This window comes from Pelagibius sp. Alg239-R121 (assembly GCF_947331435.1).
In the GTDB taxonomy this organism is placed as follows: domain Bacteria; phylum Pseudomonadota; class Alphaproteobacteria; order Kiloniellales; family Kiloniellaceae; genus Denitrobaculum.
Genome location: NZ_CAMZOF010000010.1, coordinates 244,739 through 270,960 on the forward strand (window position 1 = coordinate 244,739; position 26,222 = coordinate 270,960).

Below are 26,222 nucleotides of genomic sequence, written 5' to 3' on the forward strand. Positions count from 1 at the left end.
AGAGTAGATACAGCTTAACAGGAGAACATGAAGTCGAAAACACGTGGCCGATCACAGCTGCGCCAGTGGGCTGGCGCGCTCAGCCTGTAAGACGGTTTTTGAAGGGGACTTAAGTCTATTTTTAGCGAAATCCGGGCTTTAAACTCTCGGTGACATTCCCGTGCAACACTCAGTGACTTGCTCAAATCTACCCCTAGTTTGAGCTCTATTTGAGAAACTGCCCCGCCCTTTAACCGGCGGGGCTTTTTCGCAAAAAACAGCTCAATCGAAGCGTTTATCCCTCCTTGCGGGTCAGGAAAGCCTCCAGCAGTTTCAAGTGTTCGCCGGCACGGTCACGTGAATAGACCAATGTCATGCCCTCGTCGGTCAGCGTCCGGTCGTAGATCTGGATCTCGTAGCCGCCGTCTTCGGCAACGACAACGATAAAGATCGAGAAAGTCTTCTCCTTGATCCGGCCCCAGAGATACGGCGCGGTCCCCCGCGGATCGCGCGGGAAAAGGGGTGTTGGAATTTCGGGTTCGGTTTCTGCAGCAGCCTCTTTCTGATCCTGAACATCGTCAGAATTACCGATGTCGTCGGTATCGCCGCTGGACTCGACTGCAACGAAAATCGTTTCCTCCCGATCGGCCGGAACAAAAACTGCATCGTGGGTTTTCGATTTAAAGGATCCGTCTGCACGCTTTGTCAAAGTCGTCCAGGACACCGCGACACCCGCGATGCTCGCCCCCTCTCCGTCCGCAAGCGCGTTGGGAACCGGACTGATGGAAACGGACATGCCGCGCTTCTTGGCCCCGGTGGCCGTCAGGAATGTCGTCTCACCCTCAAAGACGCCGAAGAAATCCTTGATGGGCGCGTCTTCGGCATAACTTGGTGCCGCAATAAGCAAAAGCAGGAATCCCAGGATCAAGCATCTCAGCTTGGTCATTGGACGAAAACACAACATACCGGCTCTTGCCTCCCTCTGACTTCTTGTCCCCGGCTTATGGCAACGCGCCGGTTGGTTTAGCTTGAGCCGTGAAAGCTCTACGCTTTTTTGTAATTGCCGTGCGTTCCGAGCCCTTGGTTATGCCTCAATCGCACAGTCGTCTTGACCGACATGATCGTAAACGAACATCCGCGCTAATGTGGGTGTTCCAGGTCTGAAAATCAAACCTCCAATCACGGGCGGCCGGCGGAAGCGCAACAGACCCTGGTGTAAAAAAGGAACTTTTACTATATCTAGGGTGAAGTTCAGGGGTTCACTCAATTTCAAGACAGCATCATTAGTGTGTTTGAAGTTGATTGTGTTGGTGATCGTTTAGGGAGCGTCCGAGTGACTTTAGAGGAATTGACCAGTCTCATTAAAAGCCGGGCCTCGGAAAACCTTCCGCTGGGCTACCGCGTGAAATTCGATATCAATGATCTCGGCGTTATCTTGTGGGACGGAACCGAAACCCCAGCGATCTTCAGTCACGACGACGAAGACAGCGACGCCACCGTAGGCCTGACCGGCGAAAACCTTGAAAAGCTGATGAACGGTAGTCTCGACCCAACGCTTGCTTTCATGACCGGTAAAATCAAGGTCAGCGGATCGAAAGGCGTGGTAATGAAGCTCAGCAACATGCTCGAGAGCTAAAGGCAGTCCAACCTCGGCTGCGTGCCTTGTGTTAAGACGTTATATTGGCTGCGCCGAATCGGCACCATCGGAAGCGGACTCGACATAATCGGGATAGCGTTCCGCGATAATCTCTTCGATCTTTCGCTTTAACTTCAGCTTCAGACCTAGCGCAAAAAATAACTCGGCAACGAGAAACATCGGCCCGATCAATGCCTGAAAAAGGTTACTGATCAGCGCTGGGCGACGCCCCTCATAAACATGCCCCCATAGCTGCAGAATCCAGCCGCCGACAAAAAGACCGGCAAATATGCTCCACACCACGGCAGGCGTCAGGTTTGCCACCAACCATTCAGCGAACAGTAGGGATGGTAAAAGGAACAACAGCATGGCCGACCCAATCGCAAGGTTGAGACACGCCCAGAGCAGCGACACGGCTGCTGCCACCACCAGGGCAAGCGAAAACTCAACACCCGCCACGTGAACCTGGACAAGGGCCAGGACAATGAGCAGTGATACCACGATTGCCGGTATACCAAAGAAGTGCGTCATGCGATTGCGCGGATCTCTGTGATAGGTCGTGTACATCGCCATCTGAGATTCAAACAGACTGATCGACATTCCATGCCTTCCTTTCGCCCGCACCCTGGATCCTCTCAGATCAGGCGCTCTCTCATAATTTAAAGGCCGGGCGGATAAAGTCTATAGGCTTCCCAAACCGCCGCTGCTGCCGGTCGCCGATAGGTACTCAACAATTCGGGTTCCTGGCCTGTTTCGGATCAATAGAGCGAAAGTTCTCAACCTAATTCTCGCGCCCATTCATCTATTGCCTTACCTGAAAGAATATTACAGTTTGGCGGCGAGCTGCGCGGGCGGCGTGGCAGGTGGATTATGGCGCGAACCAAAGAATTTGATATCGAACAGGCACTCGAGCGTGCAATGACTGCCTTCTGGAGTCATGGCTTCGCCGGCACCTCGGTGCATGACCTGGTCGAAGCCATGCAGATTCAACGCGGCAGCCTCTACGGTACCTTCGGCGACAAACGGACTCTTTTCCGCCTGGCATATGAGCGCTACGACGAACGGCGACAAAAGGGCATGGATAGCAAAGCCCCGCCAACCCAAGCCATAAGGGCTTGGTTCGCTAGGCTGGTGGACGAAGGTTGTGCGGAAAACGGCACTCGGGGTTGCTTTATCGTCAATACGGCACTCGAACTTGAGATGCACGACGATGCCATGCGGGAGACGGTGGCAAAAAGCCTGCAGAGCATAGAAACCTTCTTCTTCGACAACATCGAGGCCGGCCAGCGAGACGGTAGCATCAACACCGGTGTCGATGCCCGCAAGACCGCTCAGTCAATGCTTTCGAGCGTCATTGGCCTGCGGGTTTTGTCCCGCTCCCGTCCCGAACGCCCGCTGCTTCAGAACATCGCCGATTCCGCAATTTCGCCTATTCTGTGAAATAGGTTCCGGCAGCTAACGAGCGCTCATTTTTCATTTGCTCAGAAAAAACAGCCAGGCTCCCACTGCGCGCGCAGATGTGATCCCTGGTGATCCGGCTGCCAGTTACACTGTCTTCTGCTATGGGAACAATTGGAGCCATTTGAGTGCCGTTTAGGAATACCGCCACAAAGGCCTTCGCACGATGGCTCCCGGGCGCGCTCCTCGCGCTCGTGCTGTCCGCCTGCCAGCAAAGCCAAGCCGACTCATTCTCGCCACCGACGATTGACGTGCCCGCTGGCAGATTTATTGCCGGTTCAGACGCCGCCGAGCGTGAATTGGGTTATCGTCTGGACGAATCCGCGTACGGGCATAGCGTCACGCGACAGAACGGCTGGTATGACCGTGAGCGGCCACGTGGGGAAAAAACGCTACACGGGTTCGCGATAACGCAAAGCACTATCACCAATGCGCAATACGCCGCCTTCGTTCGCGATACGGGTCACCGGGCACCGGAAGTAACGCCAGAAACTTGGAGCGGTTATGGCCTGATCCACCCCTACGAGCGCACGCGCCGGCACGCCTGGCGGAACGAGAACCCGCCAGTTGGGCGCGAGAACCATCCGGTCGTGCTGGTATCTCATGCCGATGCGCAGGCCTACGCCGCCTGGCTATCACGAAAATCCGGTAAATCCTGGCGGCTGCCAAGCGAGCTCGAATGGGAAAAGGCCGCACGTGGCACCGAAGGCCGAATCTTTCCCTGGGGTAACAGCTTCGATCCGACGAATCTCAACAGCCACGATAAAGGCCCCTTCGATACCCTGCCTGTCGGCAGTTTTCCCGCAGGCAACAGTCCTTACGGTCTGCAGGACGCCGCCGGACAGGTTTTTGAATGGACTTCAAGCCCGGGCAATCCGGGCCGCTTTCTGGTCAAGGGCGGATCTTGGGACGACAAAGGCTGCGGTGTGTGCAGGTCGTCCGCGCGTCACGCCCGCCCTGCAGACCTGAAACACATATTGATAGGCTTTCGTCTGGTCCACGATCTTTGAGAGATGATCGCTAAACCGCTTCCTGCTCGACCGCGTCTTCCAGGAAGTAAGTGACCGAATCACCGGAATGCCAAGCATCGTGCTTGCGCATGATCGAATTAAACAACGAGCCTGTCTCCAGTTCGCTCAACCAGCGCCGAAGTTCGCTATAAGACGTACTTTCGAACCACTCCATATCGACGCGTGCGAACTGACGTATAAAGGGAAAAATCGCGATATCGACGAGTGAAGGGTCGTTGCCGAAGAGATAGGGCGAATGTGTCAGGCGCAGTTCCAGCTTGTCGAGAAACGGCTCGGTCAAGCTCCGATAGACACTGGCGTCCTGCTCAGGATATCGGCCGGCGTATTTGTAGCGATCCAAAGCGAATTTGAACGGGCCGTCATTTTCCTCGATCAGACCATAGGCGGGGGCGCGCGTGGTCGGATCCTGCAGTGGCCAGGACCAGCGGCGTATGTTTGCGCGCTCCATGGCCCAATGAATGATATCCATGCTTTCTTCAAGAACCTCGCCATCGGGCAGCAACATGACGGGCACTGTTCCCTTGGGAGAAACTTCAAGCATGGAGACAGGCTTGTCCCGAAGGACCACTTCGCGCAATTCGCACTCGATATTGGCGATCACCAAAGCCATACGTGCCCGCATTGCATAGGGGCAACGTCTGAAACTATAGAGAATCGGCAGATTCATGACGCCTCCGGGTCTGGGCTTTGTTCCAGGTTGCGAATCTCCGCACCCTGAGAAGAGCCCCCAAATTGAAGCAAAGACTGTGTTTGCGGCTCTACCCGGTCCCGTCTCTCGGGCTTCGGATGCGGGCCAAAATGGCTTTCGTTTCGCTCCGCGGCCAACATAACCTGCCGCTGACGCTCGCGATTCCGCGCGCGCTTCTCATCGGTCAGTTCATGGTAGCAAAATGAACAGGAAATTCCACGTTCATAGAGCGGTGAATTGCGGTCAGCGGACGAAAGCGGCGCTCTACAACTGCGGCATTCTGAATAGCTGCCTTCGTTTAGTCCGTGGGTCACCGCGACCCGGCCGTCAAAGACGAAGCATTCGCCTTTCCAAAGACTCTCTGACTCCGGTACTGATTCCAAATACTTAAGGATCCCGCCCTTCAGGTGATAAACTTCATCGAAGCCCTGTTCCAACATAAAGGAGGAAGCTTTCTCGCAGCGGATACCTCCCGTACAGAACATGGCCACCTTGCGATGCTTTTTTGGGTCCAGATTGTGGTTCACATAGTCAGGAAACTGACGGAAGCTCTCGGTCTTTGGGTCCTGCGCGCCCTCGAAGCTCCCGATCCCCACTTCGTAGGCATTGCGGGTATCGATCACGACAACGTCAGGATCTGAAATCAAGGCGTTCCAATCTTCGGGCCGGACGTAATGGCCAACTTTGCGGTTCGGATCAACACCGGCCACGCCCAATGTCACGATTTCCTTTTTCAGCCGCACCTTCATCCGGTGAAACGGCATCTTCTCGGAACGGCTTTCCTTGTGCTCCAGGTCGGACAAACGGCTATCCGCCCTTAAATATGCCAGGACTGCATCGATACCGGTGCGTGTGCCGGCGATGGTGCCGTTGAGGCCCTCTTCCGCCAACAGAAGTGTCCCCATGACCGCATTTTGCCGGCAGATCTTGACCAGAGGTTCACGCAGCGCCACGAAGTCGGGGAGCGGAGCAAACTTGTAGAGCGCGGCGACGACAAAGTCAGACATATTTCATATGCATACATATTTTAAGAAGCAAGCCAGTGCTGATTACCACAACCCAGGGCAGCCAACCAAAAAAATATAGCTCAGCGCGCACATTAATGTGCTTACTCGCCCATTGGTCTGTGTCGAAGCGTATTTATGCTATTTTTGAGGGCAACATCTGCCGAAATGCCGCGCCAGTTTCATGGCACCCTGATTCTCCCTCTACGGGAAAACTCTATTCGATATTGAACCGAATAGCGCAAAGCTTTTATTGCCAGCCGTTCTCCACGGTTTCTCTGCAGAGCGATCGCACTCTAGTTATTTCTTAACCGGCAGGCTGGAATACTGCGGACTTTCATTCCTTATGCTGTGGGAGCCCTCCATTGTCTGATCAGGCAGTTCTCGCCGGCTACGTAACATCAATTGTCGGCTCTAAAGTATTGGCAACACTGGTCACTGCGGAGAGCAGCGGATCACCTATGGATGCCGCACAGGTGGATCTAGCGGTACAGATCGGCGCTTTGGTGCGCATCGATACGCCGCGATCCAGCGCTTTTGGTGTCGTCAACAGGTTGGATGCCCAGCAGGCTTCCTCCCCGCCGCGGCCGGACCAGGAACGCCTGGTCGAAATCGACCTTTTCGGCGAAACGCCTTGGGACGGGCAGGATGACACAGTTCTGGATTTTCGGCGGGGGATTTCAGTTTTCCCGACGCTGGGAGCCCCCCTCTATTCCACTACCGACGCTGAACTGAGCAAGATCTACGCCCGGCCCGATGCCTCGAACGTCGTGATCGGCAGCCTCTACCAGGACTCACGTATTCCTGCCTATGTCATGACCAACGAACTGCTCGGTAAGCACTTTGCCATTCTTGGCACGACCGGGTCAGGCAAATCCTGCGCCTTGTCTGTGGTGCTGCATTCCGTGCTGGAAGCCCACCCGCATGGCCACATCGTTCTGCTCGACCCGCATAATGAGTATTGGCCGGCTTTTGGCGAGGAAGCCGAGATCATCCGTCCCGCCGACCTGCAGCTGCCGTACTGGCTGTTGAATTTTGAGGAGATGATCGAAGTACTTTGCAGCCCGGACACAAACGCCCGCGACAGCGAATCGGCAATCCTGAAAGACGCCATCCTCCACGCAAAACGCGCCTTTGTGTCGAACGAGGAAGATAGCCGCACTCTCACCGTCGACACGCCGGTCCCCTATCGCCTGAGCGCGTTGATCGAACGCATTGACGAAGCGATGGGCGATCTGGGTAAGCCTGATCAAATGGCGCCCTACCTGCGCCTCAAACTGCGGATCAATGACCTTCGCGACGACCGGCGCTTCGGGTTCATGTTTGCCGGCCTCACGGTCAAAGATAACATGACCGATGTGCTGTCGCGGATCCTGCGTATTCCTACGTCAGGCCGCGCCGTCTCCATCTTCGATCTCTCCGGCGTTCCCTCAGAAATCGTCGATGTCGTGGTTTCGCTGCTGTGCCGAACCATTTTCGATTTCGCACTCTGGAGCCCGCCGGAGGATTCAGCGCCGATCCTCATGATTTGCGAGGAGGCTCACCGCTATATCCCCCGCGATCCGCAGGATGGTTTCGGGCCGACGCGAAAGGCCATCGCCCGCATCGCAAAAGAAGGCCGGAAGTACGGTGTCTCACTCGGACTTGTCACGCAGAGGCCGTCGGAATTGGCCGAAACGATCCTATCCCAATGCAATACGCTCTTTGCCCTAAGGATGGGCAACCAGCAGGACCAGGATTTCGTGGAACGCGCCCTGCCGGAAAGTGCAGCAGGCATGCTTTCCTGCCTTCCTTCATTGCGCACGCAAGAGGCTGTCGTGGTTGGTGAAGGCGTGCGTGTTCCGATCCGCATCCGCTTTAGCGATCTTGAAGAACGCAAGCGGCCACAAAGCGATACCGCCAACTTCGCACAATCCTGGTTGGAAGATTCAACATCACGGGACACGATCGAACGGTCTATCGACCGCTGGCGCCGGCAACAGCGCTAAGTGCATTCGTTACATTTGAAACCGTTTGCTATGGTAATTTTCAGGCTGCCTTGCCTGACGACGCCATACGGACCAGAGAATTCAGGCGCCCCTGGGATTCGAGGATCGTCACAACCTGTTCCTCAATTCCACCAGGCTTGACCGGTTTGGTCATGAAGGCGTCACCGCCGGCCGCCAGGATTTCGTCCTTCACTTCGTGTTCACCGTAACCGCTCATCACCACAACGGGTGTTTTTGCCAGTTCGGGGTCTTCAGCAGAACGCAAAGAACGCAGGAATTCCAATCCTGAAACAGGAGTCATATTGAGGTCGGAAATCACGATATCGACGGGATTCTGTTTGAGCACGTCGAGCGCTTCTTCGCCATCAGCAGCCATCGAGACGGAACCAGCCCCAAGAGCCAGCAATGTCATCTCCATCATCGCCCGGATGACGCCGGCATCATCTGCGACTAGAAACGATAGGGCTCCCCAGCCATCCCGTGAAAGCACGGTCATTCGACAATCCTAAACCACGTAAAATCAGGCACTTCAGCCAGATACTTAATCAAAATCAACGGTTAGAGCCGGATCGTTTCGCTTTAATTTGATCACGGATAATCACGCATTAGGTTGTATAGGCAACCCTGCAATTTAAACCGCTGACTCTTAACAATCCGTGAGAACGGCCAAGCGCAAAGGGCTGTTGGCTCAGACTTAGGATCTTCGGGACCGCTAAAACCGGAAGGATACGCTGATGGCCCCAAACTGATCGATACTGTCCTGGGACTTGAATTCCTTGGAGCGAATAATGTGAGTGTAGGCGATCCGGGCCACAGGAAAGATAACCGCTGCGCCGAACTGCAGGTCGCCCACCAGAATTTCCTTATCGACATCGCGGCTGTCTTCGAAGGTATTTCCGTCCAGAAAAATATTGCGTGCAACGACCCGGCCTTCCGCCCCCGCGAAAAGATACCAGCCCAGAAGGTCGACCGGGTCGAAATAGGCCGAGCCCGGCAGGCTTGGGCGAATTCTTTGAGGCCCGCCGAGGTCGTTTCGTAAATCTTCCCCGAACCGCAGTGTCGCACCGGCAGCGCCATAGGTCAGAACATTTCCGACCGCACCGCCGATATGCGGCGTAACATCGATCCCCAGGCCCGGCCACAAGCCAAGCAGTCCGATATCCTCTTCGTCGAACTGGATCAGCGAACGCCACTTGCGCTCATAGGTCAGGAGAATACCCGGTTCGTTCTTGATCTGCGTCCCCCAACCCAATGGTTCGGGAGATCCGATGAATTCATGCCAGGTCTTCTGTGTTCTCTCGGCCAGGGACGCTGGGCCGACCATACCGATGTTGAGATCCAGGGAATCGATCTGATCGTCACTCTCTGAAACAATGCCAACACCTGCATACAGCCAACCGGCATAGGGCCGCGTGTCTTCCGGCGGCGATGGATCGCGGATGTCGTCCGGCGTGAAGATGCTTTGACCCGCGGAATAAGAGACCCTGAGGCTGCCACCTTCGGGAAACATCGGCAGGAAGCCAGCGACATCATAAGCAACCTCGGGCGCACCGTTACGCGGCGACAGCCATGACATCTTGGATCCGTGCGTGTAATGGCGGTCCCGGCTACTGCCGAAGAGATCGTTTTCGGCAACAAAACTGAGGGTGCCTTTGGCATCCCGCTCAGGCTTCGGCTCTGCACCCGACTCGGCTTTCGGCTCACCTTCAGCTTCGTGTTCCGACCCTGCTTGCGCAATGGCGGGCTGAAGAGTGAGGCAAAGGATGAGGGGTAAGATATTATAAAATTTCACAAAAGACATCAATCGATTCTCGAAAACCGCGATATGGTGGCACATCAGTAACAATTAAAAAAAGGCGATTTTTGGGCTTTTCTTCTTCACTGAGTAGCTTTTGGAATGGGGTCTTTTCCAGCCCTTTCTCGCGCTGAACAAAGTACAGTTAGGCGAAAAAGGTTAGAAAGTCGAAAACCCGAATGAGAATCTTCATCCAACACATCTTCCCAGTGCATGATCCTACAGCAAGCTGTCAGCGCCAAGTGCCTCAGACTTTTCAAGCGAACCGAGACGAGACAGCCGATAGGGATAAACCTTGTCGCGCAGCGACTTTCCCCTAATTATTCGCATAATTTCGAGAACACCGACTCGCTATGTGCTGCAAGAAAGCCTGCTAAGAGATTTCAATTCCACAATCTTGAAGCCGATTCAAGCCTGAGGCAGCACCTTAACAAGCAGGTGATGCATACCTAAGGGAGACGATCATGTTAAAGTTAAATCGCCGGAAGGCGTTGCTGTTGATGGGCGGTGCCACTGCCGCCACCTCGCTCGCGAGACCTTCCTTCGCAGCCTCCGACAGCAAGAAAATCAAAGTAGGCGCCCTACGCTTTACCAGCCATTCCGCAAGCTTCGTCGCGTTTGAGCGCGGCTATTTTGCTGATGCGGGTCTTGATGTGGAATTCAAGTTCTTTCAGGCTGCGCAGCCGATGGCCGTGGCAATCGCATCCGGCGACATCGACTATGCCGTTACCGCCGTCTCCGGTGGTCTGATATCCCTGGCACAGAAAGGTGCAATCAAGATCATCGGTGGCGCACTCTCAGAGGAAGCGGGTATCGACGGCCAAAAGATCCTGGCATCGAACGCCGCCTTCGACGCCGGCCTCACGGCGCCAAGCAAGCTGGAAGGCAAATCCTACGCAGTCACGCAGTCCGGTTCGTCCTTCCATTATATGGGCTCGAAGATCGCAGCCGCCGAAGGTGTCAGCGTCAAATTCAAACCCTTGCAGAAGGTCGGCGCCATCATCGGTGCGATGAAATCCGGGCAGGTTGACGCCTGGTCGATCGTGCCTCACATCGCAAAGGGCCTTGGCGGTGCGGGTGCTGTTAAGATTATCGGAGATGTCGCAGATTACATTCCCGATTATCAAGTCACTACGGTCTTTACCTCAAGCAATAACGCAGCCAATGAAAAGGCACAAACGGGCGCCTTTATCGAGGCCTTCAGCCAGGGTGCATCGGACTTCAACGCAGCCATGGTCGATAAGAGCCAGGACGAGTCTGCAAGGGATGCGATGGTCGAGTTGATCCATAAATACGTCTACGCGGACCGTCCGCTCGAAAAGGCCGCCAAGAGCATCATCAACGGATCCATGCGCATCAATCAGGGTGCATCGCTGAACGCGACCTCCATTGCGGATCAGCTTGCATGGTTCCAAAGCGAGGGACTGGTCGATCAGTCGATTACCCTGGAAACGCTCATCGACGGCAGCTACGTCAAGGTGACCTGAACAGGCACAGGGCGCGTGCTTTGACTCTGGCGCGCGCCCGACAACTTCAATGAAATTGCATCTTAATAAGATCGATCACCGCTACGGCGATATGGCGGTCCTCCAGGGGATCGACCTGGAGATCCCTTCGGGCCGAATTGTCTGCCTTGTCGGGCCCTCGGGCTGCGGTAAATCCACCTTACTGCGGATCATCGGCGGGCTGGAACGTCCGACGGGCGGCGAAGTGCTGCAGATGGGAGAGCCATCGTCCGACTGTCTGAACCCCCTCACCTACATATTTCAGGACTTTGCCCTCCTGCCCTGGCGCAGCGTGGAAGGCAATATCAGCCTCGTTATCGAGGACCATGGCATCCGCGGCGCACAAGCGCGCGCAATCATCGACGATGTTCTCGCCCGCACGAAACTGACTGATTTTGCGAAGGCGCTTCCTAAGCAGCTTTCCGGAGGTATGAAGCAACGCGTCGCCATCGCCCGCGCCTTGGCGGTCAATCCGGCCGTGATGTTGATGGACGAGCCGCTTTCCGCTCTGGACAGCCAAACACGCGAACTGCTGATGGACGATCTCATTGCGCTCTGGACCCGCACGCCCTTCACCGCCGTCTATGTCACCCATAACCTTGCTGAGGCCGTGAGGTTGGGCCACTCCATCGTGGTGCTTTCGCGCCGACCCGGGCGGATCAGAGAAATCGTGCACCTGGACAAACCCCTTGCGGAGCGGAGTTTCGGCGACGCAGATTTGGAGGCACAGCAAAAACACCTCTGGACTCTGATGCGCGATGAAGCCCGGGCCGCCGATGCGGAATTGTTGGATGCCTGACCAGTCAGCGCAGAAAAAATCCCGAAGAGTGGATTTCCGCGGCGGCGGCTTTGCTCCGAAATCGCGACGCTGGACCGGTGCCATTGTCTTCGCTCTGATCATCATCGCCGCTGAGGTCGGCACCCAGACCGGTTTTGTTTCGGCGTTGACCCTACCAAAGCCGTCAGATGTGCTGGAGACCTTCCAGGACCTCTATAGTTCGGGCCTTTTGTGGAAACATCTCGGCCTCTCGCTCAGCCGATTGGCCATTGGCGCCGCCTTGGGGGCCAGCATCGGGGTCAGCGTCGGCATTCTGATCGGTCTGTTCTCTTATATTCGGGCCGGACTTGTTCCCTTGGTTGCAGCGATTTTTCCCATTCCCAAAATCGCGCTCCTGCCCCTCTTCGTAATCTGGTTCGGCATCGATGAGGGCTCCAAATACGCGCTGATCGCCTTTGGCACTTTCACTCCCACCGTCGTGGCCACTTATGGCGCTGTCGACAACGTCGACCGTACGCTGATCCGCATGGGACAGAGTTTCGGACTCTCTTGGCTATCGATCGTCCGCAAGATTGTGCTGCCGGGTGCGATGCCCGGCATCCTGTCAGGCCTCCGCATCAGTCTGGCGATCGCAATCATCCTGCTGGTTGCTGCCGAGATGCTGGGCGCAGAGTTCGGAATCGGTGCTTACATTCTGGAAGCCGGATCGCTCTACGACTTAGAGAGGCTCTTTGCGGGAGTCGTCATCCTGTCACTTCTGGGCGTACTGGTCAGCGCTATAATAACGGTCATCGAGCGCAGGCTTTTGGGTTGGCGGACATGATTTACGCTCCTCTAACGAAGGCTAATTTATCACTGAAGCGCTTGATTCGACCCCAGTTAAGACGTCAAAGTTAAGGATGAACCTTTTGATCTTGCAGTTCAAGACACTGGCGGGAGGGATGCTGACCTCCGGGATTGCGCTTATCGCAATTGTGTTTTCGGCCCCTTTTTCAGCCGAAAGTGCGCAATCGTCGGATGTCGTCAATTGCTATGATGCCGACCGCGATCAGGTTCAGGTAAAGCTGAAATCGGACTGTACCGGCGAAGCGGTCAGCAAGGCTGAGGCGGAAGCCATCAAGCAGCGCCGGATCGATCGCATCCGCAGAAAGCTGCAAAATCAGACCAAACCTCTGGAACCGGGAAAACGTCTTGTCAGCGTCGGCACGGGTTTCTTCGTTGCCCCAGGCGGCATGATTTTAACGAACAACCACGTGATCGCCCGCTGCCCGAAGGTGTCAATCACAACAACCGCCGGCCAGCGTCTGGAGGCAACGATCGAGGCGACCAGCCCCGCCTTCGATCTGGCCTTGCTGAAAGCGGAGGTGGACAGCCACATCCACGCGATATTTGCCCAAAAAAGCGACCAGCTGACGGACCTGCCTATTGTCCTTGTCGGTTACCCCAACCAAGGTATTGCACCGATCAAGCCGCTGCTCACCCCGGGTAGAACCCTGAAGCGTTACCAGATCTCCAAGCTCGGCGTGATGGTGCCGATCCAAGCCGACGTCCGAAAAGGCAACAGCGGCGGCCCCGTGATAGACGAAAGTGGACGGGTCATCGGCGTCGTCACCGCGAAGATCGATACAGTTTCGACCTACCAGCAAACCGGAAAAATCGTGCGGGATGTAGGTTTTGCTGTCAGCAACAGCGTCGTCCTGGGCTTTCTCGGGAATAACCACGTAGAGGTCACGACAGCAGATGTTGGCGAAAAGGCAAGTGAAGAACAGCTTTTCGCCGATGCCAGGCCCTATATCGTAAGGGTCGGATGCTGGCAGTAGTCCTGCCTGCAACCGACCCTCAACTTGCGCCGATAACCGCCGTAATTTGCTTAATTTGTGTTAGCCAACCACTTCCCAAGATCCATCCGGCTGACGACACGCCCGTCCGTAGGCATCCTGCGGTTCGCCGCCAACATAGACGGTATGGGTGTATTCGCGGCAATAGCGACCTTCAGTGTTCTGGTAGGTCTCCACCGGCTTAATCGTACCGTAGTTGCCGCTGTCAGGATTGCGCCAGGTCACTTCGTTGCCTGAAGGCGTGTGTTCCAGGGCATCCTGTTCGGCCCGATAAGCGTACTGTTTATCGGCGCGATCAAGACTCTTGCCTGCCTGATTACCGATGAAGGCACCAATGAGTGCACCTGCGGCGGTCGCGGCAAGCTGTCCGGAACCACTGCCGAACTGTGCGCCTGCGACAGCACCACCGACGCCACCCAGTAAGGTACCGACGGTTTCCTTCGTGCCATATTCATTGTTTGCGCAGCCGGCCAGCGAAATGCCCAGGACGGCGACGAGGACGTATTTCAAAGAAGTCATTGTTGGTCTCACTCTGTTTCAGTGGGTCGGCGCAATGGATCCCATCGATGCCGTGTGAATATGAGAGCGATCTTACGGTTTTCTGGTTGAAACGATGCTGAACGCGACGTTCATCTCCCGTTCAGGTTTCTCAAAAGACAGAATAACATTAAAAACCAATCTGTTAATCTATTTTTCTGGCTCCCGGCAGCGTCAACGCAACCCGCAATCCCTTCATCGGCGACTCCGACAACGCGAGTTTTCCATCATAGAGTCCGGCAATATCACCAACGATCGAAAGACCGAGTCCTGAGCCAGGAACCGATTCGTCCAGGCGCTTGCCCCGTTGCAGGACTTCTTCACGCCGCTCCGGCGGCAACCCGGGACCATCGTCGTCGACGAGCAAACAAAGCTCGCCGTCACGAAGGGTCACGCCAACAACGACCTCTGTCTTCGCCCACTTACAGGCGTTATCGAACAAATTACCGATCATCTCCTCGAGATCCTGGCGTTCGCCCCGGAACAACAGATCCTCGTCACACTCGACGTCGATTGCGATGTCACGCCGTGCATGGATGCGAAGAAGAGTCCGGCGCAGATCTTCGAGCACCTGGCCGATTTCAGTGCGTACGCCGAGCACGCCGCTGCTGGCCGCAGTCCGTGCGCGCACCAGATAGTGATCGACATGCCGCTGCATCAGGACCGTCTGCTGACTCACGGTATCGGCCAGAGGTTCCGTCGACGCCGCCGATTCGTTCAGCAGTACCGAGAGCGGGGTTTTCAAAGCATGCGCCAGATTGCCCACGTGTGTCCGGGCGCGCTCGACGACCGCGGTATTGTGTTCCAAGAGTGCATTAACTTCATCGGCCAAAGGCTCAATTTCGCTAGGAAATGGCCCGCTTAAATGATCATCCCTGCCGGATCGTATGTCGGCCAACGCAAATTGAATACGGCGCAGCGGCTGCAGGCCGAAACGCACCTGAAAGAACATCGCCAAAACAAGCCCCGCTCCCAAAAGCCCAAGCGACCAGAAGAGGGTCGAGTTGAAGCGCGCAATGTCGGCAACGATTTCAGCACGATCTCCGGCGACGACAAAATCCAATGGCAGGTCGACGCCGGCCAGGGTGATTTCCCTCGCGATCATCCGCAGGGTCTGCCCGTCCGGGCCGGGGATATTTGCGCTGCGGAGTGCCTGTTCTGCCTTAGGAGCCGGCCCCGGCAAGGCCCAATCCCAAAGTGACCGCGACCGCAGAGGCTCAGACAGCACAGGTTCCATCACCGATGTCTTTGTTTCGGCATCAGCTAACTGATGTGAACCGACTTCATGATTCGCCCGGAGCTGAGAGATCTGCCAATACCAGCCTGAATAGGGTTGCTCGAATCTGGCCTCTCCGAGCACGGTCGCAACCTCCAGGCGTCCCTCGGCATCGATATCGCTTGCGGCAACCACAGATTCCAGCAGTACGGTCAGGCGGGTGTCAAAACTCCGCTCGACGTATTCGCGAAACAGCGAAGACAGGACAAGCCCGCCGACCACCAGCCCGGCAACACACCAAAGGGCCGCCCCGGCGATGAGACGGAATGCGAGGGATTTAGAACCGTTCCTGATCATCCGCCTAGGCGTCGTCTTCCGGTTGGGCCAGGCAATAGCCCAACCCGCGTACCGTCTGGATCAGATTGACTTTGAGCTTCTTTCTAAGGCGTCCAACGAAGACCTCCACGGTATTGGAATCCCGGTCGAAGTCCTGATCATAAAGATGTTCGGTCAATTCTATGCGTGAGACGACTCGTCCCTTGTGATGCATCAGATAGGCAAGCAGGCGGTATTCCAAAGAGGTCAGCTTGACGGCCATTCCGTCCACCGTCACGCGCGCCCCCCGGGTATCGATGAGCAATGGCCCGCATTCCAATTCGCTCGAAGCATGTCCCGCCGCCCGACGTAAAAGAGCACGCAACCGCGCCAAAAGCTCCTCCATGACGAAAGGCTTGGCCAGGTAGTCATCAGCCCCGGCATCAAAGCCGGCGACCTTTTCACTCCATCGATCTCGCGCCGTCAAAATCAGAACAGGCATGCTGCGCCCGTCCCGGCGCCATCTTTCGAGCACGGTCAGGCCGTCAATTTTCGGCAGTCCAAGATCCAGCACAACCCCATCATATGGTTCCGTGTCGCCAAGGAAGTGTCCATCTTCGCCGTTGTGGGCGGCATCGACCACATATCCGGCATCCTCCAGCCCGGTCTTTAGCTGACGGGCGAGGTCCGGATCGTCTTCAACGACCAAGAGCCGCATCGCATTCCCTTCTCAATTTGTCACTTTTCGCAACCATCCTGGCTATTTCAGGATGCGGCCGCTTCGGGCGTCGACGGTCACACGCCGGACCTTGCCCTTTTTGTCCAAAATCTTGATGACGTAGCGATACTTACCGCCACTGCGCGTGAGTTTGGCGTCCAAAAGACGGCCCGGATAACGCGCGCGCACCTTTGGCAGGATTGCATCCAATGGTTGAGCTTGACCGCTCGATACCGCGTCTCGCGCCTTGTCGTGATCCTTAGCCGCAGCCAGGCCGGCAGACAAAGCCATCACGGTCAGTGCCAGCGCTAATACAAGCGCTCGAGGCGTTCCGGTCAGAAGTTTGACAGCTACCTTAATCATGAGCCCAGTCCTAGCCTGAAGAACCTGAACAGCGAATGAACAGCCCATCCAGCTTCAGTTCAGCGGGACTATGGCAGTCTCCATCATCATCGTCCATCCCACCCGGATGCAACTTGGTTTGGAGGCAAACATGAGAAACCTAATTTTAGCAATCAGCGCCGTAGGCCTGATCCTGATCGGTGCAACCGGTGCAAAGGCAGGCGAATATCACGGCGGTCACCAGAGCCACAGCTATAAGTCCTCACCCTATTGGGTCGGGGCCTACATCTTCGGTGGTCATCACGACCGAAGCCATAGAGCCTACGACCGGCGCCATGATCACCGTTCGGCACACAAGCACCGCCATGGAAAACACAGCCATTACGACAGGCATGACCGATACGACCGTCATGGCCACTACAAGAAACACAAGCATGGTCACAAGTTCCATAAACGCCGGATTTTGCCGATCAAGAAGATCGTCAAGAAGCTGCGCCGCAGGGATTACTACGACATCTCGAAAATCGTCCTGAAACGTGACCGCTATAAAGTCCGCGCCTACGACTACAGGGGGCGGCCGGTCAAGCTGGTCGTCAATGCCCACAATGGCCGCATCCTGAAAAAGCGCTATCGTTAACGCTGGCTGCCTAGCCTAAACCAAAAGAGCCAGGATGCACACAGGCATAAACAGAGATATAAAAACCGCGGCGGAAGGATACCCGTCGCGGTTTTTCGTCTGTTCCGCCGGCTGTTCGGCCGGCTATCTGATTTTTGAAAGACTTTTCAGTTGGCGACAATGAGCGTCAAAATTCGCTGGATCCAACCAGGTCTCCATGCGCCCTTTTATCTCCGGCCAATCCTTGTCCGTGATGCCAAACCAAGCCGTGTCCCGATTGCGGCCTTTGTACATCGTAGCCTGGCGGAAGATACCCTCGAATTGAAATCCGAGCCGCGCCGCCGCCGCGCGGGATCCGGCATTCAGGGCATCGCACTTCCATTCATAGCGCCGATAACCGAGCTCATCGAACACCCGGCGCATCAGCAGATACATAGCCTCTGTGGCCGCCACGGTCTTCTGAAGCGCCGGCGCATAGTTAATGTGCCCAACTTCAATCACGCCGATTGAAGGTTCGATACGCAGATAACTGGCGACGCCGGCAGCTTTACCGCTCGCCTTGTCGATCACTGTGTGAAAAAGGGGATCTGACCCAAGACAGGTTGTTGTCATCCAGGCCCGATAATCATCCAAAGAGGCGAATGGTCCGTAAGGCATATAGGTCCAGATTCTAGCATCCGTGTCCTTACGGTTTGCGTCGTGCAGTTCAGCAGCATGACGGTCCGGGTCAATCGGTTCGACGCTGCAATAGCGTCCTTCCATCACCGTGTTTGGCGGCGCTTGGCAGGCCATCCATCCATCGACTGGAAAACCTATCGGCAGGCCAGTTTCACTCTCAAATTCGGGCATAATGTCTCCATAGCCGTGCGAGCATGATCCCGCGGCGCCAAGTAGCGCAGAACAGAACATCGCTGATCATATCGGTGTGAAGAAGTTCGCAAAGATCCAGTTTCGCTCTGCTCAGGGCGCCATTTATTGGAGCAAAGCTTATCGCCTGCACCAGCACCCCCATGACGCCAAGTCATATTGGCCGTGTCCAGCAGACCTGTTTGAGTCTTGCTGTAACGTGGCTACGGTACCCGCATTGGATGAGCAAGGTAAGTTTCGTCTTAATAGAGAACAAACAATCCCCTGAAAGTAGTGTTCAGGTGTTTTTCCACTATAACGTCACCATTTTCAAAATGAAATCACAGACGAATTTCGGCAGATGCAGCAACATATTTCTGCACCCAAGAACGCACATCCCTCATCTTCAGTGATCGTACTTTTCCGTGCAGCGTTACATTTTTCCTATATTTTTCAACAATCTACCTCTAAACGAACTTGTACCATGAAGTGTATGAAACCTACAGTTTTAACTTCATGATTGTTTAATTTTATACACTTAATAACAGTGAATAGAGATTCGCAAGCGTTCGAAGAGATTACATCTAGGGGTAAGAAGCGATGGACAGTAGCAGCGACAGAAACAACCGTTTGACCTTTGCCGGGCTCACCCCCGATGTCAGAAGTTCGCTACCGGAGGTCTACTCACACCTGGAAAGTGAGCTATCGAACCTGATGGACGACTTCTATGAGCTCGTCAGCAACTGGGATACCCTGTCGGAACTGACGGACAACGGTGCACGTGTTCCTGCCCTTAAGAACGCTCAGCTTAAGCATTGGAAACTCCTCTTTTCCGGCCGCTTCGACGACGAATACTTCGAGCGCGCGAACGCGATCGGTGAAGCCCACCGTAGAATCGGTCTGACACCGAACTGGTACGTCGGGGCCTATGGGTATCTGATGTCCCGGATGAATAAAATCCTGGTCGAACGCTTTCGGCGCAAACCGGAAGAGCTGAACAAAGCGCAGAATGCCGTCACCCGTGCAATCCTGTTCGATATGGAACTTGCCGTATCGGTCTATATCGAGGCCGGTCAGCAAAACCTGCAGCAAGAGTTGTCCAGCCTTGCGAACAGCCTGGAATCCGAAATCAACGGAGCCATCGATATCGTCGCTGGCAAGGGCACGGAGATGAAGGAAACCGCGACCAAAATGCTTGCAGCTTCCGAACGCTCCGGCTCCAGTGCAACCGCCGTCGCCTCGGCCTCCGAAGAGGCTTCCGCCAACGTTGAAACCGTGGCCGCCGCGACCGAAGAATTCACGGCAACGGTCAAGGAAATCGGCCGGCAAACCGATCAGGCAAAGGACGTCACGCAAAAAGCGGTCAAGGAAGCAAACGACGCCGGACAGATCATGAGCCAGCTGGACGGTCTGTCACAGGAGATCGGCGATATCGTAAAGGTCATTTCGGATATTGCAGCTCAGACCAACCTGTTAGCGTTGAACGCGACCATCGAAGCGGCCCGCGCGGGTGAGGCCGGTAAAGGCTTTGCCGTCGTCGCCGGCGAAGTTAAAAGCCTTGCCAACCAGACGGCAAAGGCCACTGACGAAATCGCTTCGCAGGTCTCCAAGGTTCAGGAATCCACCAATCATGCGGTCGGCGCGATCAAGTCGATCAGCGAAATCATCGAGAAAATGGATCAGGTTTCAGCGGCGATCGATCAGGCAGCCGAACAACAGAACGCAGCTTCGGATGAAATCGCCAACAATATCCAGGAAGCCGCATCCGGAAACCGCGAGGTTGCCGTCAACATTCAGACCGTCGCCACCGAGGCAGCCGAAGTCCTGGAACTCTCCAACGAGGTGCAGGCGGGAACGGATAGTACCAGTGACGCCGTCGCTCTGTTGGGCGAACGGGTCACCAAGATCCTCGGGCAGCTCCGCAATCACGAAGCCTTCGACCGCCGCGAGCATAAACGTGTCGAGGTTTCAGCGGACACTGCCGTCTACATCATCATCGGCGGTGCCCGTCATAGCGCGCGTCTGCGAGATATCAGCGAAAGCGGTGCCGCGGCCTTTGTCGACGACCTGCATGATCTTTCGGCAGGTACTACAATTGAACTTGCTATCGAAGGCAAAAACTTCCCTGCGAGCGTAATCGACTTCAGTAACGGCATAGTCAGAATCCGCTTTAATAATGCCGCTGAGCACGCCGGAGATTTAAAACAACTGCTGAGCACGCTCAACATCCGAGCAGCGGCTTAAAGCAATATAGGGGGCGTCAGGCCTGTTCAATTTCCTGACGTCCCAGGCGGCGCAGCAGGCAAAAGTGTGAAACCATCATCTGCATCAGTCCGGCCTCTTGATAAGGCTTTTGAAACTCACTTGCCGTCTCGCGAATGATCCCGGTTATCGCCACGTAGTGAACGTGACTTACATTCGGAAAGAGATGATGGGCGGCATGGGCGTTGGCGCCACCTGCCAAGAAATTGGCAAGGCGGCTGTTGGGTAGCCAGTCCATGGAGGTCACCAAGGCATGGTCGGCCCAGCTGTGTGGCAGGTACCCCTCTGAATTGACCACAGGAAACGATGTCTCTTCGGTAAAACGCGTTCCAATCAGCATGAACACGAAGACCAGCGACTGCGCTGCCGTGACAAGAAGATAGCCGATCAGAACCTGCCACCATGCGAAGTCCAACAAGACCATCGGAAGCCCCAGCATCAATCCGAAGTACAGCGACTTTGTGGCCGCGAAAAGGATGTACTGGTGCCGCGGATGACGAATGTCCGTTAAATTCGCGAGTCGCTTCTTGAACAGATAGATCAGGTCCTGAACAAAGATCGAATGAAGCGCAACCAACGCATAAACCAATGGCGCGTAGAGGTGCTGATATGCCTGATACCAGCGGCCAGGGTGGTTCGGTGACAGACGGATAAAAGGGTTTTCGTCGATGTCGACGTCGCATCCGTTCACATTTGGAAAATTGTGGTGTGATTTCACATGCCGCAGCCGCCAGAGATAAGCGTTGGATCCAAGAAGACTAAAAATCATCGTGTGTACGAAGCGGTCGAACTTCTTGTTGCCGCTGAGTGCATCATGGGCAGCATCATGGGCGATATTAGTCACCAGCAAGAGCACAAAAAGACCGCAGGCCGTTGCCGATAAAAGAGTTCCCAATGCACCAAAACGGCCTGACAAGGTCAGCACGTAAAGTGCTACTGCCAAGACACCATAGAACAGGCCCTTGGCGAGAATCCGCCTGCCACCGGTCCGGGATTGCCCCGTCTCCTGAAAATAGGTTGTGACCTTCCTGCGCAGAGTCGGAAGGAACCGGTCTTCGGCTGAGTTCGTGAACTTGATCGGCCGGCTGCGCGCAGACCGGGAAAGCTGTCGCGCCCCATGAACGGAGACCGGGACGGGACGGACCTTGGAACCGCCGGCTGCCACATCAGATAAAACAGGCAATGCCATCTAGATTTCTCCTATTATAAGTGAACATTCACTTACTTAAAATTCAAAAATTTTGACCGCCTTTTGCAGCCGTTTACAACGCCAGTCCACATCAAAGCAGCGATCCTAATTGCACCGCTAACGGCCGCTGCCATCCAGCACTTACTGCCCTCTGATCTATCGAACGTGGAAGAAGACTTAAGCCTGAGCAACTCGAAGACAGACTGCGGTGAGTTCTTCCGACAGTTCAGAAAGCTCCTGGTCAATCCGGCCATAAATTCTGGCGGTTGCCACCTGCAGCACAACGCCCAGCAGGCTGGCGGCGACCAATTCCGGATCAGCAGGCGGAATGTCCCCCCGTTCCATCCCATCTATGACGCATTCACGCACTGCATCGACGGGAGTCTTTATGCTATCGGGCAGTTTCCCCGATTCATTGTGCTGAACCAGGAGCAGGTAACTGAAAAGCTCCTGGTCATCGTCAAAAAACCGGCAAAAAGTCTCGACCATGGCAGTTATCTGCGCGGCAAATCCGTTACGTCCGATCCGCGCACGGGTCAGTTCGGTGGCAAAGGAGATGTAGTTTGTCGAGAAGAGGTCCCAGGCCAGCTGTTCCTTGGCGGAGAAATGACGGTATAGCGCGCCTTCCGTAATGCCGACTGCGGAAGTGATGTCCCGAATGGAGGTCTCCGCAAAGCCTTTCTGGACAAAGAGCGTCAAGGCCGCCCGCGTAATCCGTTCCTTGGTTTCCCTGCCATCGCGCATCGCTATTCCCCAATCGCGAATGAATAAGTGAATGATCACTTACTTTGGAAGGCCAGCTGCGATTGTCAAGCCAACGCCTGGGCCTGGCACAAATTAAATCAGTTCTTTGAGCCTGGCGCAGACGTCTGAATTGCGCTCTTGACTGTAACCGCTGGGAGGCGACCGCACTCTAGAAGGTTCTAGCACCTGTCGTCGGCAGTAACACCCGGTAGAGGCTGGCCGTGGCGGTGATGAAAAGCTGATTGAGTTTTGGACCGCCGAAGCAAAGATTGGACACCCGTTCGGGCAGCAGGATCTTGCCGATCAGGCTGCCGTCCGAGTCGTAGCAATGCACGCCATCGCCGGCACTGGTCCAGATCCGGCCTTTGGTGTCCAGACGGAAGCCGTCGAAAAAGCCATTACTGCATTCGGCGAATATCGCCCCACCGGAAAGTCTGCCGTCTTCGGAGACATCAAAAACCCGAATGTGATGCTCACCGCTGGCGTAACGGGTTCCGCCGGAGTCGGCGATGTAAAGCTGGCGCTCATCAAGAGAAAAGGCCAGGCCGTTCGGGCAGGTGAAATCGTCGGTAACGCGGATCACCTCCCCGCTTTGCGGATCTATGCGATAGACGTGCTCGCCATCCTGCTCTGCTTCTGCCTGAAAACCTTCGTAATCGGACTCGATGCCATAAGCGGGGTCGGTGAACCAGACCGATCCGTCCGATTTCACCACTACATCGTTCGGACTGTTGAGGCGCGTGCCGTCATAGCGATCCGCCAGAATGCTGTAGCTGCCGTCGTGCTCCCAGCGCACCACCCGACGAGTGCCGTGCTCGCAAGCAACGATCCGCCCTTGCCGGTCCAATGTGGCGCCGTTTGTGTAAGTTCCAGCATTGCCATGAAACACCCCGACCGCGCCGGTGGTTTCGTCCCAGCGCAGGCGACGGTCGTTGGGAATGTCGCTCCAGATCACCGATCTATAGGCCGGTACATAGACTGGCCCTTCGGTCCAACGCCCCTCTGACCAGATACAGTCCAAATTTTCGGTCAGCTTGACGCTGCGCCGGAAACGCTCGTCCAGAATTTCGTAACGCGTTTCACTCATGGTTTTCTCCCAAGGGGCAGCGGAATTCAAAATGCTATCTTTTTCATAGCAAACTCACTATTCTATGCCAAGAAGAATCTGCTATGTTTTTAATAGTGATGGACTGTAAGCCGTGACGACGATCCCCCTGCCCGGCTCTCCCGTACGCGGCTCCAGAAGCGGCGCACCTGTCATGGCACTCCTCGACCTGCTCGGCCGCCGCTGGGCCATGGGCGTGCTCTGGACTCTCTGTGAAGGCGGACCCGCCACCTTCCGGGTTTTGCAGGAGCGCTGCGAAACCATTTCGCCCGCCGTACTAAACTCGCGCCTAAAAGAACTGCGCGAAGCAAAACTGGTGGAGAGAACTGCGCAGGGTTATGCCGCGACGAAACTTGGTGAACAACTTTACGGGCATCTCGAACCTCTCGGCGCCTGGGCGAAGATCTGGGGAAAGTCGGTGAAAAGCAGCACGACAGCGCGAAAAAAATGAACGGCCCAGAACAAATACGCAGTGACGACCGACGCCGCAAATTTGAAGTCTGCAACGGTTATTGAGGAGTGAGCAAATGCCCAGCGATTCAGAACTGACTCCAGGACTGGTGATCCCTACCCTGCGCTATCGCGATGCGCCGTCGGCCATCGACTGGCTATGCCAGGCCTTTGGTTTCGAAAAGCATATGGTGATTCCGGGAGAGGACGGAAGCATCATCCATGCACAGCTTACGCTCGGGAATGGCATGATCATGCTGGGGTCGGTTCGAGACGAGGAGCAGCGCGATTACGACCGCTTGATCACACAGCCCGACGACGTCGGCGGCGGCAACACACAGGCCGCCTATATCGAGATAGAGGATATCGATGCGCACTATGAAAGGGCTAAAGCTGCCGGTGCTAAAATCGTCATCGACATCGCCGACCAGGACCATGGCGGACGGCTCTACACCTGCAGAGACCCCGAAGGGCATGTCTGGAATTTTGGTTCCTACAATCCCTGGCAATCGTAGTTTCGATCACCCCAAAGCCTCAAAGGCGGCTGCATAGCGGATCCTGCCACTGCAGCTCTCCAGCGCCCCCTCGCTTAGCTCCAAGACCATGGTCGCCTCTTTCGGATAGTCGGTGCCGAACCTGGCGGCGGCTTCGACACTAAATCCGAAACGCCGGTAGTAGTCCGGGTCGCCGAGCAGAAACACGGCCTTCCACTCCGAATTTACGAGCTGGGCCAGGCCCTCCCGGATCAAAGCGGATCCTACCCCTTGTTTCTGATGTTCGGGAGCGACCGCGACCGGTGCGAGGGCAAGACAGCCTTCCGGCGATTGCAGCTTGGAAAAGAGGACATGTCCGACAATCGTGCCCTCCCGCTCCGCTACCAAAGACAAAACACTGTCGCCAGCGGCGTTCAATGCCTCAACCAGATCAGCTTCCGCAGGCTGTCCGAATGCGGCCGCCTCCACGGCATGGACGGCTGTAGTGTCGGAGGGTGTTTCTTTTCGGATGATCATGGGTGAGTGATGGTTGCTCAGCAGGACGCTGTCAACGCTCCATTGCGAATGGTTGGTTGTGGCAGATAAACAGAGTCAATGACCTCAGACCGCAAACTTGTAGGAATCTCCCCCGGCCTTGTTCTTATATCGCTACATCTAGAATCTTCCCAACCAGCCAACCGCACATCGTTGTTTTGCAACAATGACTGAAGAACCGGCCACTCATGATCCACGGCACCAAAGTTCGCTATTCCCCCAACACACTCGAGAAAATTAAACCAAACTTTTAGACTCGTTGCCTAAACAGAACGCACCAACGGAAACTTGTCGCAGTCAATTCTGTCGCTCGTATTCAGGCCTGCGTCGCGGTAAGTGGCGATAGCAGGTACATCTTCATAAGTAACATCGTCACCGACCCAGTTGACGGAGAATGCGGCTCGTCTGCGATCCAGCTCATTACCGGGCGCCGAATGAAAGGTGTGCGAGTTCCAAATCAGCATGTCGCCAGGCGCCAGCGCCGTTGCCAAAATTTCGCCATTAGGATCATGATCAATATCGGGTATGGGCGGCCGTTCATGCCGAAGGTGTTTATAGTCCTCGGAAGGCCTTTCAAAATTTGCGGCCTGATAGACGATGCCAGGTGTATGGGATCCTCTCCAGAAACGCAGCGCAGTCTCAACGGGGATAGGGTCAAGTGCCGTCCAGCAGTTGACAACCTTGGTTCCCTTTAAAGGATAATAGGCCTGGTCCTGATGCCAAGGTGTCGCCGCCCCGCTGCTGCGGGCCTCTTTGACAAGCAGGAAGTCGTAAAACAGTGTCAGCGTATCCGACTCTAAAAACGGCCAGCAGAGGTCGGGAAGCGGACTGTCAAAAATGAATCGCCTGAAAGGTTCAACCTGCTTCCATGCCTGGGAGCTGAAAGAAAACCGCCCTTCGTTACCGTCTATTTTGACAACATCGAAATCGGTACTGGCACCAGACAGAGCTGCCTCAATTCCCTCCTCAATCACACCCAGCCAATCTGCACTGACGACGTTTCGGAGACACACCACGCCGTCCTGCCTGTAGGCCGCAACGGCATCATCTCCCTGGCCTGCATCTGAAATGAAGAACGACGCGACCTCCCCGCTTATTCCTTTAGTTTCAAGTGCGACTGTATCCCGCATGAGTGATGCAAATTCCCCGTTGAG

Annotated in this window: 28 protein-coding genes; 12 read left to right on the forward strand and 16 right to left on the reverse strand. The window is 55.5% G+C overall.

The window, feature by feature from the left end:
• Positions 1–274: 274 nt before the first annotated feature.
• Complete coding sequence (locus QMZ18_RS29160; RefSeq protein ID WP_282609925.1) at positions 275–925, reverse strand: hypothetical protein; 651 nt, start codon at positions 923–925, stop codon at positions 275–277.
• 387 nt (positions 926–1,312) lie between these two features.
• On the opposite strand from QMZ18_RS29160, the gene QMZ18_RS29165 reads away from it, so the two are divergent.
• On the forward strand, positions 1,313–1,615 hold the full coding sequence (locus QMZ18_RS29165) for an SCP2 sterol-binding domain-containing protein (protein WP_282609926.1): 303 nt from the start codon (positions 1,313–1,315) through the stop codon (positions 1,613–1,615).
• A gap of 39 nt (positions 1,616–1,654) precedes the next feature.
• Here the strand turns inward: QMZ18_RS29165 and QMZ18_RS29170 are convergent, their stop codons facing one another.
• Positions 1,655–2,215 (reverse strand): DUF962 domain-containing protein, encoded by a 561-nt coding sequence (locus QMZ18_RS29170; protein ID WP_282609927.1) that lies wholly within the window; start codon positions 2,213–2,215, stop codon positions 1,655–1,657.
• A gap of 270 nt (positions 2,216–2,485) precedes the next feature.
• Here QMZ18_RS29170 and QMZ18_RS29175 point away from each other — a divergent pair, with 270 nt between their 5' ends.
• The gene (locus tag QMZ18_RS29175; protein ID WP_282609928.1) at positions 2,486–3,055 is read left to right on the forward strand and encodes a TetR/AcrR family transcriptional regulator; all 570 of its coding nucleotides are present in this window, start codon (positions 2,486–2,488) and stop codon (positions 3,053–3,055) included.
• Positions 3,056–3,201: 146 nt separating this feature from the next.
• Positions 3,202–4,083 (forward strand): SUMF1/EgtB/PvdO family nonheme iron enzyme, encoded by an 882-nt coding sequence (locus QMZ18_RS29180; RefSeq protein ID WP_282609929.1) that lies wholly within the window; start codon positions 3,202–3,204, stop codon positions 4,081–4,083.
• 10 nt (positions 4,084–4,093) lie between these two features.
• Here QMZ18_RS29180 and QMZ18_RS29185 read toward each other — a convergent pair whose 3' ends face one another.
• Both QMZ18_RS29185 and QMZ18_RS29190 read right to left on the reverse strand, forming a co-directional pair.
• A complete protein-coding gene (locus QMZ18_RS29185; RefSeq protein ID WP_282609930.1) occupies positions 4,094–4,771 on the reverse strand; it encodes a glutathione S-transferase in 678 nt (225 codons plus the stop codon).
• Positions 4,768–5,799 carry a rhodanese-related sulfurtransferase gene (locus QMZ18_RS29190; RefSeq protein ID WP_282609931.1) on the reverse strand — a complete coding sequence of 344 codons (1,032 nt, stop codon included), beginning with the start codon at positions 5,797–5,799 and terminating at the stop codon, positions 4,768–4,770. The genes QMZ18_RS29185 and QMZ18_RS29190 overlap by 4 nt, the downstream gene beginning before the upstream one ends.
• Positions 5,800–6,161: 362 nt before the next feature.
• Between QMZ18_RS29190 and QMZ18_RS29195 the strand changes: the two genes are divergently transcribed.
• Positions 6,162–7,784, forward strand: coding sequence for an ATP-binding protein (locus tag QMZ18_RS29195; protein ID WP_282609932.1), 1,623 nt, complete (start codon positions 6,162–6,164; stop codon positions 7,782–7,784).
• Between the two features lie 40 nt (positions 7,785–7,824).
• On the opposite strand, the gene QMZ18_RS29200 is transcribed toward QMZ18_RS29195, so the two are convergent.
• Positions 7,825–8,280, reverse strand: a complete 456-nt coding sequence (locus tag QMZ18_RS29200; RefSeq protein WP_282609933.1) for a response regulator — start codon at positions 8,278–8,280, stop codon at positions 7,825–7,827.
• 216 nt (positions 8,281–8,496) lie between these two features.
• The gene (locus tag QMZ18_RS29205; protein WP_282609934.1) at positions 8,497–9,585 is read right to left on the reverse strand and encodes a lipid A deacylase LpxR family protein; all 1,089 of its coding nucleotides are present in this window, start codon (positions 9,583–9,585) and stop codon (positions 8,497–8,499) included.
• 458 nt (positions 9,586–10,043) lie between these two features.
• Here QMZ18_RS29205 and QMZ18_RS29210 point away from each other — a divergent pair, with 458 nt between their 5' ends.
• The 4 genes from QMZ18_RS29210 to QMZ18_RS29225 all read left to right on the forward strand — a co-directional run bounded on the left by QMZ18_RS29210 (position 10,044) and on the right by QMZ18_RS29225 (position 13,682).
• Complete coding sequence (locus QMZ18_RS29210) at positions 10,044–11,066, forward strand: ABC transporter substrate-binding protein (RefSeq protein WP_322097399.1); 1,023 nt, start codon at positions 10,044–10,046, stop codon at positions 11,064–11,066.
• Between the two features lie 49 nt (positions 11,067–11,115).
• Positions 11,116–11,883, forward strand: a complete 768-nt coding sequence (locus tag QMZ18_RS29215; protein ID WP_282609935.1) for an ABC transporter ATP-binding protein — start codon at positions 11,116–11,118, stop codon at positions 11,881–11,883.
• Positions 11,876–12,685 (forward strand): ABC transporter permease, encoded by an 810-nt coding sequence (locus QMZ18_RS29220; RefSeq protein ID WP_282609936.1) that lies wholly within the window; start codon positions 11,876–11,878, stop codon positions 12,683–12,685. Before QMZ18_RS29215 ends, QMZ18_RS29220 begins: the two co-directional genes overlap by 8 nt.
• A 76-nt stretch (positions 12,686–12,761) precedes the next feature.
• A complete protein-coding gene (locus tag QMZ18_RS29225) occupies positions 12,762–13,682 on the forward strand; it encodes a trypsin-like peptidase domain-containing protein (RefSeq protein WP_282609937.1) in 921 nt (306 codons plus the stop codon).
• 60 nt (positions 13,683–13,742) lie between these two features.
• Here the strand turns inward: QMZ18_RS29225 and QMZ18_RS29230 are convergent, their stop codons facing one another.
• From QMZ18_RS29230 to QMZ18_RS29245, 4 genes are all read right to left on the reverse strand, one after another.
• A complete protein-coding gene (locus tag QMZ18_RS29230) occupies positions 13,743–14,219 on the reverse strand; it encodes an RT0821/Lpp0805 family surface protein (RefSeq protein WP_282609938.1) in 477 nt (158 codons plus the stop codon).
• Positions 14,220–14,382: 163 nt separating this feature from the next.
• Positions 14,383–15,810 carry a sensor histidine kinase gene (locus tag QMZ18_RS29235; RefSeq protein ID WP_282609939.1) on the reverse strand — a complete coding sequence of 476 codons (1,428 nt, stop codon included), beginning with the start codon at positions 15,808–15,810 and terminating at the stop codon, positions 14,383–14,385.
• A gap of 4 nt (positions 15,811–15,814) precedes the next feature.
• On the reverse strand, positions 15,815–16,486 hold the full coding sequence (locus QMZ18_RS29240) for a response regulator transcription factor (RefSeq protein ID WP_282609940.1): 672 nt from the start codon (positions 16,484–16,486) through the stop codon (positions 15,815–15,817).
• Positions 16,487–16,528: 42 nt separating this feature from the next.
• Positions 16,529–16,849, reverse strand: a complete 321-nt coding sequence (locus QMZ18_RS29245) for a PepSY domain-containing protein (protein ID WP_282609941.1) — start codon at positions 16,847–16,849, stop codon at positions 16,529–16,531.
• Between the two features lie 130 nt (positions 16,850–16,979).
• On the opposite strand from QMZ18_RS29245, the gene QMZ18_RS29250 reads away from it, so the two are divergent.
• Positions 16,980–17,465: a hypothetical protein gene (locus tag QMZ18_RS29250; protein ID WP_282609942.1), complete on the forward strand. Its 486-nt coding sequence runs from the start codon at positions 16,980–16,982 to the stop codon at positions 17,463–17,465.
• A gap of 123 nt (positions 17,466–17,588) precedes the next feature.
• On the opposite strand, the gene QMZ18_RS29255 is transcribed toward QMZ18_RS29250, so the two are convergent.
• Positions 17,589–18,293 (reverse strand): GNAT family N-acetyltransferase, encoded by a 705-nt coding sequence (locus tag QMZ18_RS29255; RefSeq protein ID WP_282609943.1) that lies wholly within the window; start codon positions 18,291–18,293, stop codon positions 17,589–17,591.
• Positions 18,294–18,890: 597 nt separating this feature from the next.
• Here QMZ18_RS29255 and QMZ18_RS29260 point away from each other — a divergent pair.
• Positions 18,891–20,534 (forward strand): protoglobin domain-containing protein, encoded by a 1,644-nt coding sequence (locus QMZ18_RS29260; protein WP_282609944.1) that lies wholly within the window; start codon positions 18,891–18,893, stop codon positions 20,532–20,534.
• A 16-nt stretch (positions 20,535–20,550) separates the two neighbouring features.
• Here QMZ18_RS29260 and QMZ18_RS29265 read toward each other — a convergent pair whose 3' ends face one another.
• From QMZ18_RS29265 to QMZ18_RS29275, 3 genes are all read right to left on the reverse strand, one after another.
• Positions 20,551–21,741 carry a fatty acid desaturase gene (locus QMZ18_RS29265; protein ID WP_282609945.1) on the reverse strand — a complete coding sequence of 397 codons (1,191 nt, stop codon included), beginning with the start codon at positions 21,739–21,741 and terminating at the stop codon, positions 20,551–20,553.
• Positions 21,742–21,918: 177 nt separating this feature from the next.
• Positions 21,919–22,485: a TetR/AcrR family transcriptional regulator gene (locus tag QMZ18_RS29270; RefSeq protein WP_282609946.1), complete on the reverse strand. Its 567-nt coding sequence runs from the start codon at positions 22,483–22,485 to the stop codon at positions 21,919–21,921.
• A 169-nt stretch (positions 22,486–22,654) separates the two neighbouring features.
• Positions 22,655–23,572, reverse strand: coding sequence for an SMP-30/gluconolactonase/LRE family protein (locus tag QMZ18_RS29275; RefSeq protein ID WP_282609947.1), 918 nt, complete (start codon positions 23,570–23,572; stop codon positions 22,655–22,657).
• Between the two features lie 112 nt (positions 23,573–23,684).
• Between QMZ18_RS29275 and QMZ18_RS29280 the strand changes: the two genes are divergently transcribed.
• Both QMZ18_RS29280 and QMZ18_RS29285 read left to right on the forward strand, forming a co-directional pair.
• On the forward strand, positions 23,685–24,041 hold the full coding sequence (locus tag QMZ18_RS29280) for a helix-turn-helix domain-containing protein (protein WP_282609948.1): 357 nt from the start codon (positions 23,685–23,687) through the stop codon (positions 24,039–24,041).
• Positions 24,042–24,117: 76 nt separating this feature from the next.
• The gene (locus tag QMZ18_RS29285) at positions 24,118–24,555 is read left to right on the forward strand and encodes a VOC family protein (RefSeq protein ID WP_282609949.1); all 438 of its coding nucleotides are present in this window, start codon (positions 24,118–24,120) and stop codon (positions 24,553–24,555) included.
• Between the two features lie 6 nt (positions 24,556–24,561).
• On the opposite strand, the gene QMZ18_RS29290 is transcribed toward QMZ18_RS29285, so the two are convergent.
• On the reverse strand, positions 24,562–25,050 hold the full coding sequence (locus QMZ18_RS29290; protein WP_282609950.1) for a GNAT family N-acetyltransferase: 489 nt from the start codon (positions 25,048–25,050) through the stop codon (positions 24,562–24,564).
• Between the two features lie 281 nt (positions 25,051–25,331).
• Positions 25,332–26,198, reverse strand: coding sequence for a phytanoyl-CoA dioxygenase family protein (locus tag QMZ18_RS29295; RefSeq protein WP_282609951.1), 867 nt, complete (start codon positions 26,196–26,198; stop codon positions 25,332–25,334).
• Positions 26,199–26,222 lie beyond the last annotated feature (24 nt).

Coding starts and splice junctions, on each gene's coding strand:
- QMZ18_RS29160 (WP_282609925.1), bottom strand. CDS start 925: ATGACCAAGCTGAGATGCTTGATCCTGGGATTCCTGCTTTTGCTTATT.
- QMZ18_RS29170 (WP_282609927.1), bottom strand. CDS start 2,215: ATGTCGATCAGTCTGTTTGAATCTCAGATGGCGATGTACACGACCTAT.
- QMZ18_RS29175 (WP_282609928.1), top strand. CDS start 2,486: ATGGCGCGAACCAAAGAATTTGATATCGAACAGGCACTCGAGCGTGCA.
- QMZ18_RS29185 (WP_282609930.1), bottom strand. CDS start 4,771: ATGAATCTGCCGATTCTCTATAGTTTCAGACGTTGCCCCTATGCAATG.
- QMZ18_RS29190 (WP_282609931.1), bottom strand. CDS start 5,799: ATGTCTGACTTTGTCGTCGCCGCGCTCTACAAGTTTGCTCCGCTCCCC.
- QMZ18_RS29200 (WP_282609933.1), bottom strand. CDS start 8,280: ATGACCGTGCTTTCACGGGATGGCTGGGGAGCCCTATCGTTTCTAGTC.
- QMZ18_RS29205 (WP_282609934.1), bottom strand. CDS start 9,585: ATGTCTTTTGTGAAATTTTATAATATCTTACCCCTCATCCTTTGCCTC.
- QMZ18_RS29210 (WP_322097399.1), top strand. CDS start 10,044: ATGTTAAAGTTAAATCGCCGGAAGGCGTTGCTGTTGATGGGCGGTGCC.
- QMZ18_RS29215 (WP_282609935.1), top strand. CDS start 11,116: ATGAAATTGCATCTTAATAAGATCGATCACCGCTACGGCGATATGGCG.
- QMZ18_RS29220 (WP_282609936.1), top strand. CDS start 11,876: ATGCCTGACCAGTCAGCGCAGAAAAAATCCCGAAGAGTGGATTTCCGC.
- QMZ18_RS29225 (WP_282609937.1), top strand. CDS start 12,762: ATGAACCTTTTGATCTTGCAGTTCAAGACACTGGCGGGAGGGATGCTG.
- QMZ18_RS29230 (WP_282609938.1), bottom strand. CDS start 14,219: ATGACTTCTTTGAAATACGTCCTCGTCGCCGTCCTGGGCATTTCGCTG.
- QMZ18_RS29235 (WP_282609939.1), bottom strand. CDS start 15,810: ATGATCAGGAACGGTTCTAAATCCCTCGCATTCCGTCTCATCGCCGGG.
- QMZ18_RS29240 (WP_282609940.1), bottom strand. CDS start 16,486: ATGCGGCTCTTGGTCGTTGAAGACGATCCGGACCTCGCCCGTCAGCTA.
- QMZ18_RS29245 (WP_282609941.1), bottom strand. CDS start 16,849: ATGATTAAGGTAGCTGTCAAACTTCTGACCGGAACGCCTCGAGCGCTT.
- QMZ18_RS29250 (WP_282609942.1), top strand. CDS start 16,980: ATGAGAAACCTAATTTTAGCAATCAGCGCCGTAGGCCTGATCCTGATC.
- QMZ18_RS29255 (WP_282609943.1), bottom strand. CDS start 18,293: ATGCCCGAATTTGAGAGTGAAACTGGCCTGCCGATAGGTTTTCCAGTC.
- QMZ18_RS29260 (WP_282609944.1), top strand. CDS start 18,891: ATGGACAGTAGCAGCGACAGAAACAACCGTTTGACCTTTGCCGGGCTC.
- QMZ18_RS29265 (WP_282609945.1), bottom strand. CDS start 21,741: ATGGCATTGCCTGTTTTATCTGATGTGGCAGCCGGCGGTTCCAAGGTC.
- QMZ18_RS29270 (WP_282609946.1), bottom strand. CDS start 22,485: ATGCGCGATGGCAGGGAAACCAAGGAACGGATTACGCGGGCGGCCTTG.
- QMZ18_RS29275 (WP_282609947.1), bottom strand. CDS start 23,572: ATGAGTGAAACGCGTTACGAAATTCTGGACGAGCGTTTCCGGCGCAGC.
- QMZ18_RS29285 (WP_282609949.1), top strand. CDS start 24,118: ATGCCCAGCGATTCAGAACTGACTCCAGGACTGGTGATCCCTACCCTG.
- QMZ18_RS29290 (WP_282609950.1), bottom strand. CDS start 25,050: ATGATCATCCGAAAAGAAACACCCTCCGACACTACAGCCGTCCATGCC.
- QMZ18_RS29295 (WP_282609951.1), bottom strand. CDS start 26,198: ATGCGGGATACAGTCGCACTTGAAACTAAAGGAATAAGCGGGGAGGTC.